Genomic DNA, 15,793 nt, shown 5'->3' on the forward strand with positions numbered 1-15,793 from the left:
ATCGGCAGGCCGGGGTCGGGCCGGGGCCAGGGGGTGTCGTGCCGATCAGGCCGGGCTCGCGGCGTGAGCGGCACGACCTGGTGCGACTCTGCCGGGACGGGCTGCGACGGGGCGGGTGCGATTGCCGGGACGGACTGCGACGGGGCTAGTGCGACTGCAGGACGGGCAGTGCCGGGGCGCCCGTCGGGAGCATGTGCTTGGCGGCCAGGACCGGGGTCTCGCCGACCCGTACGACCTGGGTGACCAGCACGGCCGGGGTGTCCGCGGGCCGCCCCAGCTGGTCCCCGCGCCGGCGCCCGAGCAGCGTCGCGGTGATGCCGCTGTGCGCGGTCAGCGCGGTCTCCCGCGAGGCCCCGAGCAGGACCGAGAGCATGGAGACCGCGGCCCCGCGCGCGGTGCGCTCCTCGGTCGCCCGCAGGGCCCGGGCGAACTCCGGGTGCACCCGGTCGAGCAGCTCGTCGGCCGCCGCCCACTCGTGGCTCAGCGCCGCCGCCGTACCCTCCCCGGTCAGCACGGACTCCCAGAACCGCAGCTCCGCGCGGGCCGGGGCGAGCAGGTGCTGGGTGGTGAAGTCGGTCGGTTCCTCGACCGTCCGAAGCAGCGCCCGCACCCGCAGCGGTGTGCCCGCGCCGATCAGCTCCTCCAGCGGCTGGACGTGCTCGAACCCGCGTCGCGGCGGCCGGTCGTTGACCGTCCGGCCCACCCCCCGGCGTACGGTCAGCAGACCGTCCTCCTGGAGCAGCAGCAGCGCCTCGCGCAGGGCGGGCCGGCTCACGCCCAGTTCGGCGGCGAGCTTCGGCTCGGAGGGGAGCGTCGAGCCCGGCGGGTAGGTGCCGTCGTGGACGGCGTCCGCGATCCGCTCGTAGAGCGCCACGACCGGTCGCCGCCGCTGTCCGCTGACCGCCACGGCCGCTCCTCGTCTCGATACCGGTCGTTTCCGGTGGATCTGTGGGTTCCGGCGGGTTCCCGGTGGTCCCGGGCGGTCCCGTGCTCCCGGTTCCGACGGTGTCCGGGACCACGGTAGTCGGCCCGCGTTGTCTGACAAGTCACCCGTACGGCTCTCCTCGCCGTCACGGTGAGGCTCCGCTCGCCTCATTCTGGTCCCACGGCTGCGGCCGGGTACGACCGACGGCACGACGGAGGAGAGGGCCGGGCATGAGTCCGCAGGAGACGTCACGGACATCGGGCGGGGGCGTGTCCCGGTTCACCGAAGCCCTCACCCCGGGCCGGATCGGGATGGCCGCGCTCGCCATGGTCACCCTGGTCTTCCCCTTCCGGAACACCGGGGAGGCCGGCATCCGGCTCCTCGTCCCCGAGGTGTCCATGCCGCTCTGGCCGGCCCTGCTCGCGACCGCGCTCATCGGCGGCGCCCGCGGGTACGGCGCCGCGGCCCGGAGGCAGAAGTGAAGCGGCGGGCCGTCGTGGGGGCGGGCGCCGTCCTCGCGCTCGCGGCCGTCGCCGTCACCTCGACGGAGGAGGCCGCCGAGGCCGACGACGGCACCGGGACCCGCCCGGTGCCCGACTTCCTCGGCCGTGGCCTGTGGCGGGTCTTCACCCGGCTGGACCGCCGCACCCGGCTCGACGTCCACGACGTGAGCGGGCGGGACCGGCGGGTGATCTGGCCGCCGCGATGGCGGGTCGTCACGCAGTACCCGGCGGCGGGCACGGGCCTCGACCGTCGCACCACCGTCATGATCGGAGTCGTACGGAAGGGGGAGAGCTGCCCGCCCCGGGTGCGCATGGCGCGACGCTGAGGGCGCGACACCGCCGAGGTTGTTCTCGGCCGACGGCCCGGCCCGTAGCCCACGACCGACGGGCCGGCCCGTAGCCCACGACCGACGGGCCCGGAGCCCACTGCCGACGGCCCGGCCCGGCCCGGCGCCCGCAACCGAGACCCGGCCGGCCCCCAGGGCCGACGGCCTGGCCCCGAGCCCGCCGACGGTCCGGCCCCGAGCCCGCCGACGACCCGCGCGCCGCCCCGTCCGGCGCGGCTCAGCGCTTGTAGTTGATCTTCATCGTGTCGAGGTCGGTCACCGTCGACCGCAGCCCCTTGTAGCCGTGGCCGAGCTCCCCCAGCGCGGTCTCCACGCGCTCCTCCGCGAGCGCGCCCGCCATCTCGTCGCCGTCCTCCGCGTCGGAGACGACGACCAGGCGGTACGAGAAGTGCTTCAGCGTCCGGTCGTAGGCCAGCGAGCCCTCCTCGGTGAACTGCATCGCGGTCAGCCCGTGCGCGTCCACCTCGGCGAGCAGCCGGGCCCGGCTCTCCTCCGACAGACCGTCGAACGTGCCGCGCACGATGACCCGGTAGGTGTGCTGCGTGCCCATTCCCCGTACTCCCTGTGCCCTGGTTCCCCGGCCGCCCGACGGCGTGCCGACCTGCCACACTACGGCGGCGGCCGTCCGATCCGCCGGGAATTTCCGGCGGCCCCCGCACCTCGGCACCGGCCGAAGCCCGACGGCGAGAACCCCTGGTCAGGAAGGCCTCCGGGCGTGTTCCATGGGGCGATGACGACCGTACGACGTGCCGTACTGACGCTGCCCGCCGCCCCGTTGGGCCCGGACAACCCTCTTCCCGCACTGCGGGCCCCCGTCGGCGCCGGGGCCCACGCGGTCGACCCGCGGACCCTCGCGGAACTCCCGCGCGCCATGGCCAGGGGCATCGGCCGGGACCCGCTGCGCAGTCTGCTCCCCGCTCCCGTGCGCGACGGCTACGGCCGCGAGCGCACGCCCGCGGACCTCGACACGATCGTGATCGAGAACGACCGGCTCCGGGTGACCGTGCTGCCAGGTCTCGGCGGTCGCGTCCACTCCCTCCACCACAAGCCCACCGGACGCGAACTCCTCTATCGCAACCCGGTGTTCCAGCCGGCCGCGTTCGCCCTCAACGGCGCCTGGTTCTCCGGCGGCGTCGAATGGAACATCGGGGCCACCGGCCACACCACCCTCTCCTGCGCGCCCCTCCACGCGGCGGTCGTCCGCGCGCCCGACGGCGGGCCGATGCTCCGGCTCTGGGAGTGGGAGCGACTGCGCGACCTGCCCTTCCAGGTCGACCTCTGGCTCCCGGAGGGCTCCGACTTCCTGTACGTCGGGGTCCGGATACGCAACCCCCACGAGCGCACCGCCCCCGTCTACTGGTGGTCCAACATCGCCGTCCCCGAGGACCGCCGCGTTCTCGCGCCCGCCGACGCCGCCTGGCGCCACGGTGACGAACGCGGCCTGAGCCGGGTCCCCGTACCGGTCACCGACGATGGCACCGACCGCACGTACCCGCTGAACAGCACGCACGCCGCCGACTGGTTCTACGACCTGCCCGACGGGCAGCGCCGCTGGATCGCCGCCCTCGACACGGACGGCACCGGACTCGTCCAGACCTCCACCGACCCGCTGCGCGGCCGCAAGCTCTTCGTGTGGGGCACCGGGCGCGGCGGCCGGCGCTGGCAGGAATGGCTGACGGAACCCGGCACCCCCGGCTACGCCGAGATCCAGGCCGGGCTCGCCCGCACCCAGCTGGAACACCTGGAGCTCGCGGGCGGCGCGGAGTTCAGCTGGATGGAGGCGTACGGACCGCTCGCCGCCGACCCCGCGACGGCGCTCGGCGACGACTGGACCGCCGCACGCGCCGACGTCGAGCGCACCCTGTCCGGGGCACTGCCCCGCGCCGCCGTCGACGCCGCGTACACGGCCTGGCGGGAGGGGGCGGCCGACCTCGCTCCGGAGGAGGTCCTCGCGGCCGGATCCGGCTGGGGTGCACTCGAAGTCCTGCGTGGGGGATACGAGTTGCCCGGCACGCCGTTTCCGGAGTCGACGCTCGGACCCGAGCAGGAGCCCTGGCGGGAACTGCTCCGCACCGGCGTCCTGCCATCTGCGGCGCGGAGCGCGGCGCCCCTGATCGCGCCGCTGGTCGCGTCCCCCTGGCGGGACATGCTGGAGACCGCCCCCGCCGACCCCGCCACCGAGTACCAGCTCGGCATCGCCCAGTGGCACGCCGGTGACCGGGCCCAGGCCGTACGGAGCTGGGAGCGGGGACTCAAGGAGGCGGCCACGCGCTGGCCCCTGCTGTACTGCCTGGCCGTCGCCGACCGGGAGGGCGGGCACCCGGAACGGGCCGCCGAGCACTTCACGGAGGCCTTCACCGACCACGAGGCGGCGGAACGCGGCGCGGCGTCGGCCACCGGCCGCGAGGCGACGGAGACCTCCACCGGCCCCGAGGCGGCGGAGCCCGGCGCCGATAGCGACGGGGCGCGGGCCCTGGTCGCCGCCGCCCTCGGCCGCGAGACGCTCGACGCGCTCCTCGCCGTCGACCGGCCCGACCGGGCCCGATCCCTCTGGCACCGGCTGCCGGATTCCGTCCGGCGGCGCGGGGCCTTCCGGCTGCTCGAAGTCCGGCTGCTGCTCGCCGAGGGTCGACCGGACGAGGCCCGGGCCGTCTTCGACGCCGGCTTCGAGGTCGCCGACCTGAGCGAGGGCGCCGAGACCCTGGGCGAGCTCTGGGAGCGGTTCACCGATGAACTCCTCCCGGATGCCTACGAGTTCAGGATGCGCCCGAGCTGAAGTCCACGGGCGGTCCGGGGGTGCGGTCGCTACCCTGGAGAGGGCGGAGACCAAGGGGGACCGGAGGTCCGGGGATGGCGGCGTGGGCGACACAGGAATGCCGGTGCGGCCATCCGCGCTTCCGGCACGGGGAACCCCGGTTCTCGGGAACCTGTGGCGCCTGCCTCTGCGGGTCCTTCGAGCTGCCCCCGGCTCCCGCACTCGCGGACGAGCCCGCCCCGCCCCCGCTGCCGGACCGCACGCCGCACCCCGACTGCCCCCTCCAGGACCCGGACTGCCTCGGGTTTCACGACATCTACTGAGAGGCCGCGCGGAGGAAGCGGGCACCCCACTCCCGGAGGTGTGCGGCGAACTCCGGCGGCCCCAGCACCTCGAACTCGGCTCCCACGTTGCCCAGCGCCTGCGTCGGCCAGTCGAGGGACGTCGAGGTCATGGTGAGCCGGCAGCCGTCCCGGCCGGCCGGCTCGACCGTGCCCCACCGGCCGACCGCCTGCCGCACCCGCGCGGCGGGCGCGTGGACGAGGACCTCGACCGTCCAGGGCGCCGGGGCCCCGCTCGCCTCCCGTACGAAGGCCGCGGCGTCCTCGGCCGGGAGCGGGCGCGGCCGGAAGCGGGCTCCGGTCGCGGCCGGCCCGGTCAGCCGGTCGAGGCGGAAGCTGCGCCAGTCGTGCCGGTCCAGGTCGTAGGCGACCAGGTACCAGCGCCCGCCGAGGGCGACGACGCGGTGCGGCTCGACCTCGCGTTCGGTGGCCGCCGAGCCCCGGGCTCTGTAGCCGAACCGCAGCCGCTCCTCGTCCCGGCAGGCCTGTGCGACCGTCGTGAGCACCTCCGCCGCGACGGCCGGCCCGGACGCGGCGGCGGAGACGGTCACAGCCCGCAGGGCGTCCACCCGGGCCCGCAGCCGGGGCGGCAGGACCCGCACCACCTTGGTGAGCGCCCGCAGCGACGCGTCCTCCATCCCCGAGATCCCGCTCTGCGCCGCGTCGCCGATGCCGACGGCGAGGGCCACCGCCTCCTCGTCGTCGAGCAGGAGCGGCGGCAGGACGGCGCCGGGCGCGAGCTGGTAGCCGCCGTCCGTGCCACGGGCCGCGCCGACCGGATAGCCGAGCTCGCGCAGCCGGTCGATGTCGCGGCGCAGGGTCCGCTCGGACACCCCGAGCCGTTCGCACAGGTCGGGGCCGGGCCAGTGACGGTGGGACTGCAGCAGGGAGAGCAGCCGGAGGGTCCGTGAGCTGGTGTTCGCCATGCCGGAATACTGCCCGGAGTTCCGGCCGGAAAGTGGCCGGAAGGGTCCTTAGAGTCGCATTCGGAAACCGCGACCCGATGTGAGGACCAAGAATGATCACTCGTGAGATCCGGCTGGCCGCACAGATCACCGGCGTCCCGACGCCCGGCCACTTCACCGTCGCCGAGACGGAGGTGGACGGCGAGGTCCTGGTGCGCACCGAGCAGGTGGGGCTCGCGGCGACGTACCTGGAGCTGATGCGGGCCGACTGCACCCTCCCGGTGCCGGCCTGGCAGCCGGGCCGGCGGGTGGGCGTGGCCACCGTCGGCACGGTCGTCCGGTCCGCGAGCCCCGAGCTCGCGGCCGGCGACCTGGTCCGGTCGATGACGGGCTGGACCGAGTACTCGGCGGGTCCGGCCGCCGCGTACGAGAGGCTCGACCCGGGACTCTTCCCCGACCTCGGCCATCACCTCGGCCAGGGGCCGACCGCCTACTACGGGATGGCCGACGTCGCGGCCGTCGGCGAGGGCGACGTGGTCTTCGTCTCCGGCGCGGCGGGCGGGGTCGGTTCGCTGGCCGGTCAGATCGCCCGGTGCCTCGGCGCGGCACGGGTGATCGGCAGTGCCGGAAGCCCGGCGAAGGCCGCGTACCTGGTGGACGAGCTCGGCTTCGACGCCTCGTTCGACTACCACGACGGCTCCCCGGCCGACCGGCTCCGGGAGCTGGCGCCCGAGGGCGTCTCGGTGTTCTTCGACGTGGTCGGCGGCGAGCAGTACGACGCCGCGCTGCGCGCCGCCCGTCCCGGGGCGCGCTTCGCCCTGTGCGGCGCGCTGTCGAGCCAGCTCGGCGACGCGGCGGACCGCTTCCCGGAGCCCGACCGCGCGGCGGCCGAGGCCAGAGGCGTCGAACTGCTGCCGTTCTCCTGCCACCACACACCCGAGCAGATCGAGGCCTGGCAGCGGCACTTCCGTACCTGGCTGGGCGAGGGCCGCCTCATCCACCCGCAGACGGTCGTCGAGGGCGGCATCGAGGACGTGCCGGGCGTGTTCCTCTCGCTGCTCCAGGGCGCCTACCAGGGCAACGTCTCGGTGCGTCTGTCGTGACCGCCCTCTCCCTCCGGTCCCTGAACCGGGCTTTCCTCGACCGGCAGTTCCTGCTCGCACGCACCGGCCGGCCGCCGCTCGACGTGATCGGACGTCTGGTCGCCCTCCAGGCACAGGAGCCCAACTGGCCCTACGTCGGCCTGTGGAGCAGGATCCAGGGCTTCACCCAGACGGATCTCACCACGCTCGTCGAGGACCGGAAGGTCGTCCGGTCGGCCCTGCTCCGCAGTACCCAGCACCTCACCACGGCCGACGACTTCCGCCGCCTGCGGCCGCTGGTACAGCCCGTGCTCGACCGCACCGCCGGCTCGTCGTACTTCACCCGGAACCGCGTCACCGGGCACGGCGCGGGCCCGGACGCGGCGTCCCTCGTCACCGAAGGCCTCGCCCTGCTCGGGGGCCGGACGCTGTCCCGCAGGGAACTGGCCCGGCGACTCGCCGAACGCCACCCCGGTTGCGACGGACGGATCCTGGCCGGGGAGGTCGAGCTGCGGACCCCGCTCGTCCACGATCCCGCCACGGGCTCCTGGGGCTCCTGGGGCAACCGGTCGGCGATCTCCGTCACGCCCGCCGGAGCGTGGCTGGGACGACCGGTCGAGGCCACCGGCGGCGGCGACGCGGCGAAGGAACTGATCCGCCGCTACCTCGCCGCCTTCGGCCCGGCAGGCGTGAAGGACGTCCAGGCCTGGTGCGGGCTGACCCGCCTGGGCGAGGTCGTCGCGGAGATGGACGCCGAGCTGCGCCGCTACTCCGGCCCCGGAGGCGGGGAACTGTTCGACCTGGCCGACGCGGAGCTGCCCGACCCCGAGACCCCCGCCCCGGTGCGACTGCTGCCCGCCTTCGACAACGTCCTGCTCGGCCACGCCGACCGGACCCGGATCATCGGCGACGAGGACCGAGGCCGCGTGATGCCCGGCTCGGCGCAGGTCCGGCCCACCTTCCTGGTGGACGGCCGGGTGCACGGAACGTGGTCCTTCGGCGCCGGGACGCTGCGACTCGCGCCGTTCGGGCCGCTCCGCGCCACCGACAGGGCGGCCCTGGAGGAGGAGGCGCACCGGCTGCTGCCGTTCGTGGGCGGCACGACGGTGGCCGAGGACCGGCCGGCCACCACCTGACCGCCTCGCCCCTCACCCCGGCGACCCCGGGGGAAGGGGCGCCGGAGGCGCATTGCGCCGATCATGGGAAGGGGCACCCTTCGCACCGACGGGCGTCCCGTCCGCCCGGGAGGCAGGAGGTACGGGAATGGCGCGCACGCGCGAGGTCTACTTCTACGACTACGCGGCCGACTTCGGGCTCAGCGGACTCGCCGGCACCCTGTGCGCCCGGTCGACGCTCCGCCTCGACGAACCGGTGGTGCTCGACGTCGCCGAGTCCGAGGCGGAGGACGACGACCACCGGCTCGGCGCGGACGCACGGCTCCTCCTGGAGTCCCCGCTGCCGGACGACGTGCTCCACACCGTGTGGCTGGCGGCCGTACGCCGGTGCTTCGACCCGGCCGAGGAGGGCACGGACACCCGGACCTGGCTGGAGCGTGTCGCGGACCTGTGCCCGCCGCGGGCTCCGGAACGCGATCCGTACGAGGCGACGTCCCTGGACGAGGCGCGGCCCGTGGTTCCGGAGGAGGAGCTGCGGACGGCGGTGGCGGCGGAGATCGAGTCGGCCGCGGCGGGCCTCGGGCTCCGCGTCGCCGTACCGGGGGTCGTTCCCGCCCTCCTCCGGGTCGTGCGCGAGGCGGACGCCGACCTCGGGTTCCGGTTGTTCCTGAGGGCGCTCAAGGCGTACTCGGTGCCGGTCGGGGCGGACACGTACGAGCGGCTGCTCGCCCTCGGGGACGGCCTGGCCTACCCGCGGGTCGTGGTCCACGACGAGCTGGCCGTGCGCTGGCGCCCCCTCGACCCGGGCCGTCGCGACTTCGCACGCGGGCGGTTCGGGCTGCCGATCCTCGCGGCCGCACTCCGCGGGACCGAATGGACCTACGGGGGCACCCCGCGCGAACACATCCAGCGGGTCGCCGACGACGGCCCGGGACACGCCCCGGGGGCGTACGCCGCGGTGCTCCTCGACGACGCCTGGCGGCTCCTCGACTCGGCCGTCCCGTCTCGGGCGGTCGGTCTGCTCTGGCGGACCGCGACGGGGCGCCTGAACGTCCTGGACGAGGACGAGTTCGACGCCGACGGGCGGGTCTGGCTGGAGCAGGTCTCCCAGGTGTGCCACGCCCACCTCGCGGAGGTCGACCCCGCCTACGCGCCCTTCCTCTCGCCCGCCAGGACCGATCTGACGGAGGCGGTGCTGAGGGAGGTCCGCGAGGCGGTCCACGCCGACGCGGAGCCGGTACGAGGGGTGGCGCGGGTCCTGGAGGACGTGGTCACGGCCGTGGACCCGGACCTCGGCTTCCGCCTCCTGCTCCACATACTCACCACGTACGGGGTCCCCGTCGGCGAGGCCCGCCGCGGCCGATACCGGGCCCTCGCCGCGCAACTCGGGTTCAGCGAGGACCACCTGGACGACCGGCTGCCCGAGGACCGCCGCGGAGTCTCGTAGCCCCTCCGCCGGAACACCTGCCGGGGGCCATCGCCCGTCGTCGGCCGGTCAGGACACCCGGCAGAGGATCTCGCCGTGCGGGACCATGAACCAGGCGTCCTCCCGCGTCCCCCACTCCCGCCAGGCCTCCGCGATCTCCGTCAGTTCGTCCTTCGTCGCGTGGCCGCCGGACACGGCCAGGTCGGCGTAGCCGGAGCCGGTCGTGCGGTCCGCCCACAGGCCGCTCCACCAGGCCCGCTCCTCCGGCGTCGCGAAGCACCAGGTGGCGGCAGTCGTCGTGATGTCGGTGAAGCCGGCCTGCCGCGCCCAGGAGAACAGCCGCCGTCCCGCGTCCGGTTCACCGCCGTTGGCCCGGGCGACCCGGTGGTACAGATCCAGCCAGCCGTCCAGGACGGGCCGTTCGGGATACCACGCGAAGGCCCCGTAGTCGCTGTCGCGGGCGGCGACGAGACCGCCGGGGCGACAGACCCGCCGCATCTCGCGCAGCGCCTGCACCGGGTCGCCGACGTGCTGGAGCACCTGGTGGGCGTGGACCACGTCGAAGGAGTCGTCGGGGAAGTCCAGGGCGTGCACGTCGGCGACGGCGAACTCGACGTTCCCCAGGCCGCGTTCGGCCGCCACGGTACGGGCCTTCGCCAGGACCTCCTCGGCCGCGTCGACCGCGGTGACCCGGCCCGGGGCGACCAGGGACGCCAGGTCCGCGGTGATGGTGCCGGGTCCGCAGCCCACGTCCAGGACGTCCAGACCGGCGGAGAGCGCGGGCAGCAGATAGGCCGCGGAGTTGGCGGCCGTCCGCCAGTTGTGCGAGCGCAGGACCGACTCGTGGTGGCCGTGGGTGTAGACGGCCGTCTCACGGGCCGTCCCGGAGCCCGCGGGGTGCGCGGCAGGGGTGGAGGCATGCGTCATCGGAGCGACTCCCTCGGTGTGGGTGCGTGCTCACCACCGTACGCGCGGGTGTCGCATGATGAGATGTGCGTCTTGGGATGTGGACATGTCCTGGGTGGCGCGTCAGGTGAACAGGTCGCCCCGGTAACGGAGTTCCTCGAGCACCCGGCCTCCCGTCTCCTCCCGCACGGCCTCGCCGTCCGGGCGCCAGCCCGCCGCTTCGTAGAAGCGGCGACCCCGCGCGTTCCCCGCGAACACCCACAGCGCCGCCGTGCGGAACCCGCTCGCCACCAGGGCTTCCGTGGAGGCCGCGAGGAGGGCCCGCCCGACTCCCGTGCCCCACACCTCCGGCAGGGCGTAGAGGGCGGACAGTTCGGCCGTGGTCCGCCGGTCGAGATCCTCGTCCGGCCAGGCGCGGAAGCAGGAGAACGCCCGCACCCGCCCGTCGGGGCCCGTCTCCACCAGGACCGTGGGCCGTTCCGGGGCGGTGAGGCGGGCCCGCCAGATCGCGGTGCGCTCCTCGACGTCCAGGGCGTCCAGATAGGGGCCGGGCAGCAGGTCGCGGTAGGCGGCCCGCCAGGACAGCACGTGCACGGCGGCGACGCCCGCCGCGTCCCCGGGAAGGGCTTCTCGAATCGGCATGGCCCATTGTCGGCCGAGCGGCGCCTCGGCCGCCTCGCAATTACGGGCCGCCTCCCGTATCCGCCTTCGCAGTTCCGGCCCCCCGTCGGTATCCGGCTCCGCACGTGCGAGAACGCCGGATCGGTCGCCGTCCGCGCCGACCTGACGAACCCCTGTGACAGCACGATGAACGGACCGTCCCGACCGCCCTTCCGCCCCTAGGATCGGCCGCGCCGCCGCCCGGTGGCGCGCCTTTCCCACGTGCCGAGGAGCCCCGTGCCGAACTCGCCCGCGCCCGCCCGCCGTTCCGTGCTGAAGGTTCTCGCGGCGGTCCCGGCGGTCTCCGCCCTCGGCGGACTCGCCACCGCCACCACGGCCACCGCCGCATCGGCACACGCCCCCGCGAGCGCACCCGGCCACGCGCCCGCGCGCACCACGGCCGGATCCGCCGCCCCCCTCGCCGCGCCCGGGATCGTCAAGGCCCTTCCCGCCCCGTACTTCACCGTCCGGGGCACCAACGCCGAAGCGCGTTTCGACAGCTTCGGGGACACCGGCCACCTCACCCCCGTCGACCGCTTCTTCGTCCGCAACCACACCACCACCCCCGTCCTCGACGCCGCCGACTGGCGCCTCACCCTGTGGGGCGACGGCCTGCACGGCCGCAGCCCGGTCCACTTCACCTACGGCCAGCTCCGCGACCTGCCCTCCGTCACCCGAACGGCCCTGATCGAGTGCGCCGGAAACGGCCGCAGCCTCTACACGAGCCAGCAGGGCGAGCCGGTCACCGGCACCTCCTGGACCCTCGGCGCCGTCGGAGCCGCCCGCTGGCGCGGGGTGCGCCTCTCCGACGTGCTCCGACGGGCCGGGATCGCCCGCGACGCCGTCGACCTCCAGCCGCGCGGCCTCGACGACCCGTACGTGTCCGGCGGGATCGACTACGGCCGGGTCCGCCGCCCCCTGCCGGTCGCCAAGGCCTTCGACGACGTGATCCTCGCGTACGAGATGAACGGCGAGCCCCTCCCGTACGACCACGGGTACCCGGTCCGGCTCGTCGTGCCCTCCTGGGTCGGCATCGCCTCCGTCAAATGGCTCGGCGACATCGAGGTCTCCACCCGCCCGCTCACCTCGCCCTGGTCCACCGACTGGTACCGCCTCTTCGGCGACGCCCACCCGGCCGGCGGCAGCGCCCCGATCAGCCGCCAGACGCTGAAGTCCGCCTACCAGCTGCCCTTCGGCGCCACCCTGGAGGCCGGCCGGGTCCACCGGCTGACCGGCAGGGCCTGGTCCGCGCACGCGCCCGTACGGACCGTCGAGGTCTCCACCGACGGCGGCGCGCACTGGCGGCGGGCCCACCTCCACGACACCCCGCGGCGGGACGGCTGGGTCCGCTGGAGCGCGCCGTGGATCCCGCGCGCCACCGGACCGGTCACCCTGCTCTCGCGGACCACCGACGCCGCCGGCAACACCCAGCCCGATCGGGCCGTCCACAACACCCAGGGCTACCTCTTCAACGCGATCGTGCGGCACCCGGTGACGGTCGCCTGAAGCGACCCCTGGAGCGGCGGAAACGGTCGAACCTTCGTATAAAGGGCACGGGGGTGCCGTGCCGGCGCCCCCCCTGCGCGCTCAGGAGGTACGGGACATGCGGCAGACGGCTCCGGACGGCCGCGGCCCGGTGCGCTACGGCCCTCCCGCCCCCGACACCGGCCTGCCCGTCCTTCCGGGACTCGCCGGGCTGCTCTCCGCCGCCGCCGGACGGACCACCCCCGAGCCGCCCGGCGGCGGCCCCGTCCTGCGCGAGGCCGCCTCCGGCTACTGGTGGCGCCGCGGACTGCGCACCCACCCCGAGGACGTCGTGGCCGGCCCCGGCGCCCCCGCACTGCTGCTCGCCCTGATCGCCGCCCACGGCGGCGACCTGCTGCTGCCCCGGCCCTGCCCCGCCTGGTGGACCCCGCAGGCCCGCCTCCTCGGCCGACCGGCCTACCACGTGCCGACCCCCGCCGAGGCCGGCGGCGTCCCCGACCCGTACGCCCTCCTGGAGACCGTCCGGCGGATCCGCGCCGAGGGCGGCAGCCCGCGCGTCCTCCTGCTCTCCGTCGCCGACGACCCCACCGCCACCGTCGCCCCGCCCGAACTCGTCCGCGAGGCGTGCGAGGCCGCCGTCGCCGAGGGGCTGCACGTCATCAGCGACGAGACCTGGCGCGACACCCGCCACCACCCCGAGGACACCGTGCTCCTCAGCCCCGCCGAGATGTGCCCCGACGACGTGACCGTCCTCTCCGACCTCGGCGGCGCCCTCACCCCGGCCGCCTGGCCCTGCGCCGTCGCCCGCTTCCCGCCCACCGACCCGTCCCGCGCCGACCGCTGGACCGACCGCCGGGCCCGCGTCCTCGACGTCCTCACCGCCCTCGGGGCCGTCGTCCCCGGGCCCGTCGCCCCCGCCGCCGCGCACGCCCTGGACGAACCCGAGGACGTCACCGTGCGGGCCCGCCGCGCCGCCGCGGTCCACGGTCGCCTGGCGGCGGCGGCGCACCGCGCGGTCCTCGCCGCCGGGGCCCTCGCCCGGCCGCCGCAGGCGGGCCGCCACCTCTACGCCGACCTCGGGCCGCTACGGGCCGGTCTCGCCGCCAGAGGTGTCACCGACTCCCTGGAGCTGGAGAGCCACCTCGGCGCGCGCCTCGGTGCCCCCGCGACCGGCGGCCACCGCTTCGGCGACGAACTCGGCGCCCTGCGCGTCAGGTTCGGCACCGGCATGTTCCTGGGCGACACGGAGGAGGAGCGGGCGGAGACGCTCACGGCGCGTGACCCGGAGACACTTCCCCATGTGGCGGCGAAGCTGGCGGAGTTCGGAGGAATCCTGGAGGAACTCCGGTGACGGCGCCCCCGGCCGCCCGGCCGCCGAAGCAACCCGCGCGAGCCGCGGCTGGGGCCGTACGAGCCGCAGCCGTACGAGCCGACCGCCCCCGGCCCTCCGGACCAGCCCGACCCTCCGCACGAGCCGAACCATCCGCGCAGAACGGAGCACGCAGATGACGGAACGGACGGCACACCCCACGCGGGCCGCCCAGGCCGCCCCGCACCAGCCCGATCCCGCCACAGCTCCTTCCCCCGCGCCGGCACCCGCCCCCGTCCTCCATCCCGTCGGACGGCTCCGCCTCGACTGGCCCCGCAGCTTCGCCGACCGGCTCACCGCCCCGCTCCCCGGCGTGCGCGCCCTGGCCCGCCTCGCGCGCGAGGGAGCCGTACGCCCCCGCCCCGAAGGCCTCCGCGACATCCCCCTGCTGCCCTTCGAGCCGGGCCCGCTGCCGCCCTCCGGACCCGACACCCTCGCCATCACCTGGGCCGGGCACGCCAGTTGGGTACTGCGGATGGGCGGCCTCACCGTCCTCACCGACCCGGTCTGGTCCCGCCGCATCTTCGGCACCCCCGCCCGGCTCACCCCCGTCGGCGTCCGCTGGGAGGACCTGCCGCGGATCGACGCCGTCGTCATCAGCCACAACCACTTCGACCACCTCGACGCCCCGACCCTGAAACGGCTTCCCCGGCACACCCCGGTCTTCGTGCCGGCCGGCCTCGGCCGCTGGTTCGCCCGCCGCCGGTTCAGCCGGGTCACCGAGCTCGACTGGTGGGAGGCGGCCGAACTCGACGGCGTGCGCTTCGACTTCGTCCCCGCCCACCACTGGTCCAAGCGCACCCTCCTGGACACCTGCCGCTCCCTGTGGGGCGGTTGGGTGCTCACCGACGGGTCCGGGCGGCGCGTCCACTTCGCCGGCGACACCGGGTACGGCCACTGGTTCGCCGAGATCGGCCGCCGGTACCCCGGCATCGACCTGGCCCTGCTCCCGATCGGCGCCTACGACCCCCGCTGGTGGCTCAGCGACGTCCACACCGATCCTGAGGAGGCGGTCCGCGCCCACCAGGACCTGGGGGCGCGGCGGATGGCCCCCATGCACTGGGCGACCTTCGTGCTGTCCTCTGAGCCCGTCCTCGAACCCCTCACCCGGGTCAGGACCGCCTGGGAGCAGGCCGGGCTGCGTCGCGAGGACCTGTGGGACCTGCCGGTCGGCGGCTCACGGGTGCTCGTGCCCTGACGCGGCGTCCTCCGACATCACGAGCGCAGGCACCACGGGCCCCGCCACCACCTGCCCGGCACCCGTGCCCCGAGACCGCCTACTGCTCCGACACCCCGCCCACCTTGGCCCGCGGCCCCCGGAGCCGCCGCCACAGCCCCGGGACCGCGCTGATCAGCACCGTGAGGCCCACCGCGGCGACGACACCCTGCCAGGGCTCCGGGAACAGCGAACCGCCCAGGATCCCGATCAGCTGGTACGTCGCCGCCCACGCCAGACAGGCCGCCAGGTCGCCGCGCACGAACCGCCGCAGCGGCATCTCCGACAGCAGGCACGCCAGCATCACCGGGATCCGCCCGGCCGGCACGAGCCGGGACAGGACGAGCACCGACACCTGGTGCGTGTCGAGCCGCTCCTGCGCGTGCGCGAGCCGGTCCGGTGTCACCCGGCCCCGGAGCGCGGCCAGCCACCGCGAGCCGTTGCGCGAGCGCACCCCGCGCTGACCCAGCCAGTACAGGGCGGTGTCGCCGAGCAGCGCGGCGAACGCCGCCACCAGAAAGACGAAGAGCAGCGCCATCGGCGACGTCTGGTGGAAGGCGACCACCGCCGCCGAGCTGACGATCGCGCCCGTCGGCACGACCGGCACCAGGGCGCCCAGCGCCACGAGGAGGAACAGGGAGGGATAGCCGACGGCCTGCTGCGTCGACTCCGGCGGCAGCTCCCGCACCGCCGTCACGACCCCGGTGAGCCCGTGGATCACCGGGCGCCCCCCGGCCGCGCCGCCCGTCCGGGCCGCG

The 15,793-nt window shown here is 75.4% G+C and carries 15 protein-coding genes; 9 read left to right on the top strand and 6 right to left on the bottom strand.

Annotation, left to right across the window (positions count from 1 at the left end):
* Window positions 1-145: 145 nt before the first annotated feature.
* The gene (locus IF00_RS0120805; protein WP_030320171.1) at window positions 146-907 is read right to left on the bottom strand and encodes a GntR family transcriptional regulator; all 762 of its coding nucleotides are present in this window, start codon (window positions 905-907) and stop codon (window positions 146-148) included.
* Between the two features lie 248 nt (window positions 908-1,155).
* On the opposite strand from IF00_RS0120805, the gene IF00_RS0120810 reads away from it, so the two are divergent.
* Window positions 1,156-1,407, top strand: a complete 252-nt coding sequence (locus IF00_RS0120810) for a hypothetical protein (protein ID WP_030320172.1) — start codon at window positions 1,156-1,158, stop codon at window positions 1,405-1,407.
* On the top strand, window positions 1,404-1,754 hold the full coding sequence (locus tag IF00_RS0120815) for a hypothetical protein (RefSeq protein WP_030320173.1): 351 nt from the start codon (window positions 1,404-1,406) through the stop codon (window positions 1,752-1,754). Before IF00_RS0120810 ends, IF00_RS0120815 begins: the two co-directional genes overlap by 4 nt.
* A gap of 238 nt (window positions 1,755-1,992) precedes the next feature.
* On the opposite strand, the gene IF00_RS0120820 is transcribed toward IF00_RS0120815, so the two are convergent.
* Window positions 1,993-2,325, bottom strand: a complete 333-nt coding sequence (locus IF00_RS0120820; protein ID WP_030320174.1) for a DUF6204 family protein — start codon at window positions 2,323-2,325, stop codon at window positions 1,993-1,995.
* Between the two features lie 180 nt (window positions 2,326-2,505).
* On the opposite strand from IF00_RS0120820, the gene IF00_RS0120825 reads away from it, so the two are divergent.
* On the top strand, window positions 2,506-4,551 hold the full coding sequence (locus IF00_RS0120825) for a DUF5107 domain-containing protein (RefSeq protein WP_030320175.1): 2,046 nt from the start codon (window positions 2,506-2,508) through the stop codon (window positions 4,549-4,551).
* A gap of 295 nt (window positions 4,552-4,846) precedes the next feature.
* Here IF00_RS0120825 and IF00_RS0120830 read toward each other — a convergent pair whose 3' ends face one another.
* Window positions 4,847-5,797 carry a helix-turn-helix transcriptional regulator gene (locus IF00_RS0120830; protein ID WP_030320176.1) on the bottom strand — a complete coding sequence of 317 codons (951 nt, stop codon included), beginning with the start codon at window positions 5,795-5,797 and terminating at the stop codon, window positions 4,847-4,849.
* 92 nt (window positions 5,798-5,889) lie between these two features.
* Between IF00_RS0120830 and IF00_RS0120835 the strand changes: the two genes are divergently transcribed.
* The 3 genes from IF00_RS0120835 to IF00_RS0120845 all read left to right on the top strand — a co-directional run bounded on the left by IF00_RS0120835 (window position 5,890) and on the right by IF00_RS0120845 (window position 9,420).
* Complete coding sequence (locus IF00_RS0120835; RefSeq protein ID WP_030320177.1) at window positions 5,890-6,879, top strand: MDR family NADP-dependent oxidoreductase; 990 nt, start codon at window positions 5,890-5,892, stop codon at window positions 6,877-6,879.
* Complete coding sequence (locus IF00_RS0120840; RefSeq protein WP_037638726.1) at window positions 6,876-7,994, top strand: winged helix DNA-binding domain-containing protein; 1,119 nt, start codon at window positions 6,876-6,878, stop codon at window positions 7,992-7,994. The genes IF00_RS0120835 and IF00_RS0120840 overlap by 4 nt, the downstream gene beginning before the upstream one ends.
* Window positions 7,995-8,121: 127 nt before the next feature.
* On the top strand, window positions 8,122-9,420 hold the full coding sequence (locus tag IF00_RS0120845; protein WP_030320180.1) for a hypothetical protein: 1,299 nt from the start codon (window positions 8,122-8,124) through the stop codon (window positions 9,418-9,420).
* 48 nt (window positions 9,421-9,468) lie between these two features.
* Here the strand turns inward: IF00_RS0120845 and IF00_RS0120850 are convergent, their stop codons facing one another.
* Complete coding sequence (locus tag IF00_RS0120850; protein ID WP_030320182.1) at window positions 9,469-10,326, bottom strand: methyltransferase domain-containing protein; 858 nt, start codon at window positions 10,324-10,326, stop codon at window positions 9,469-9,471.
* Between the two features lie 102 nt (window positions 10,327-10,428).
* Window positions 10,429-10,947, bottom strand: a complete 519-nt coding sequence (locus IF00_RS0120855; RefSeq protein ID WP_030320184.1) for a GNAT family N-acetyltransferase — start codon at window positions 10,945-10,947, stop codon at window positions 10,429-10,431.
* 255 nt (window positions 10,948-11,202) lie between these two features.
* Between IF00_RS0120855 and IF00_RS0120860 the strand changes: the two genes are divergently transcribed.
* The 3 genes from IF00_RS0120860 to IF00_RS0120870 all read left to right on the top strand — a co-directional run bounded on the left by IF00_RS0120860 (window position 11,203) and on the right by IF00_RS0120870 (window position 15,017).
* A complete protein-coding gene (locus IF00_RS0120860) occupies window positions 11,203-12,471 on the top strand; it encodes a sulfite oxidase (RefSeq protein ID WP_030320185.1) in 1,269 nt (422 codons plus the stop codon).
* 97 nt (window positions 12,472-12,568) lie between these two features.
* Window positions 12,569-13,801: an aminotransferase class I/II-fold pyridoxal phosphate-dependent enzyme gene (locus IF00_RS0120865; RefSeq protein WP_030320187.1), complete on the top strand. Its 1,233-nt coding sequence runs from the start codon at window positions 12,569-12,571 to the stop codon at window positions 13,799-13,801.
* 154 nt (window positions 13,802-13,955) lie between these two features.
* Entirely contained in the window at window positions 13,956-15,017 is a 1,062-nt protein-coding gene (locus IF00_RS0120870) for an MBL fold metallo-hydrolase (RefSeq protein WP_030320188.1), read from the top strand.
* 79 nt (window positions 15,018-15,096) lie between these two features.
* On the opposite strand, the gene IF00_RS0120875 is transcribed toward IF00_RS0120870, so the two are convergent.
* Complete coding sequence (locus IF00_RS0120875) at window positions 15,097-15,756, bottom strand: DedA family protein (RefSeq protein ID WP_051820529.1); 660 nt, start codon at window positions 15,754-15,756, stop codon at window positions 15,097-15,099.
* Window positions 15,757-15,793 lie beyond the last annotated feature (37 nt).

The organism is Streptomyces flavochromogenes (assembly GCF_000717595.1).
Taxonomy (GTDB): domain Bacteria; phylum Actinomycetota; class Actinomycetes; order Streptomycetales; family Streptomycetaceae; genus Streptomyces; species Streptomyces flavochromogenes.

Coding starts and splice junctions, on each gene's coding strand:
- IF00_RS0120810 (WP_030320172.1), top strand. CDS start 1,156: ATGAGTCCGCAGGAGACGTCACGGACATCGGGCGGGGGCGTGTCCCGG.
- IF00_RS0120820 (WP_030320174.1), bottom strand. CDS start 2,325: ATGGGCACGCAGCACACCTACCGGGTCATCGTGCGCGGCACGTTCGAC.
- IF00_RS0120825 (WP_030320175.1), top strand. CDS start 2,506: ATGACGACCGTACGACGTGCCGTACTGACGCTGCCCGCCGCCCCGTTG.
- IF00_RS0120830 (WP_030320176.1), bottom strand. CDS start 5,797: ATGGCGAACACCAGCTCACGGACCCTCCGGCTGCTCTCCCTGCTGCAG.
- IF00_RS0120835 (WP_030320177.1), top strand. CDS start 5,890: ATGATCACTCGTGAGATCCGGCTGGCCGCACAGATCACCGGCGTCCCG.
- IF00_RS0120845 (WP_030320180.1), top strand. CDS start 8,122: ATGGCGCGCACGCGCGAGGTCTACTTCTACGACTACGCGGCCGACTTC.
- IF00_RS0120850 (WP_030320182.1), bottom strand. CDS start 10,326: ATGACGCATGCCTCCACCCCTGCCGCGCACCCCGCGGGCTCCGGGACG.
- IF00_RS0120855 (WP_030320184.1), bottom strand. CDS start 10,947: ATGCCGATTCGAGAAGCCCTTCCCGGGGACGCGGCGGGCGTCGCCGCC.
- IF00_RS0120865 (WP_030320187.1), top strand. CDS start 12,569: ATGCGGCAGACGGCTCCGGACGGCCGCGGCCCGGTGCGCTACGGCCCT.
- IF00_RS0120870 (WP_030320188.1), top strand. CDS start 13,956: ATGACGGAACGGACGGCACACCCCACGCGGGCCGCCCAGGCCGCCCCG.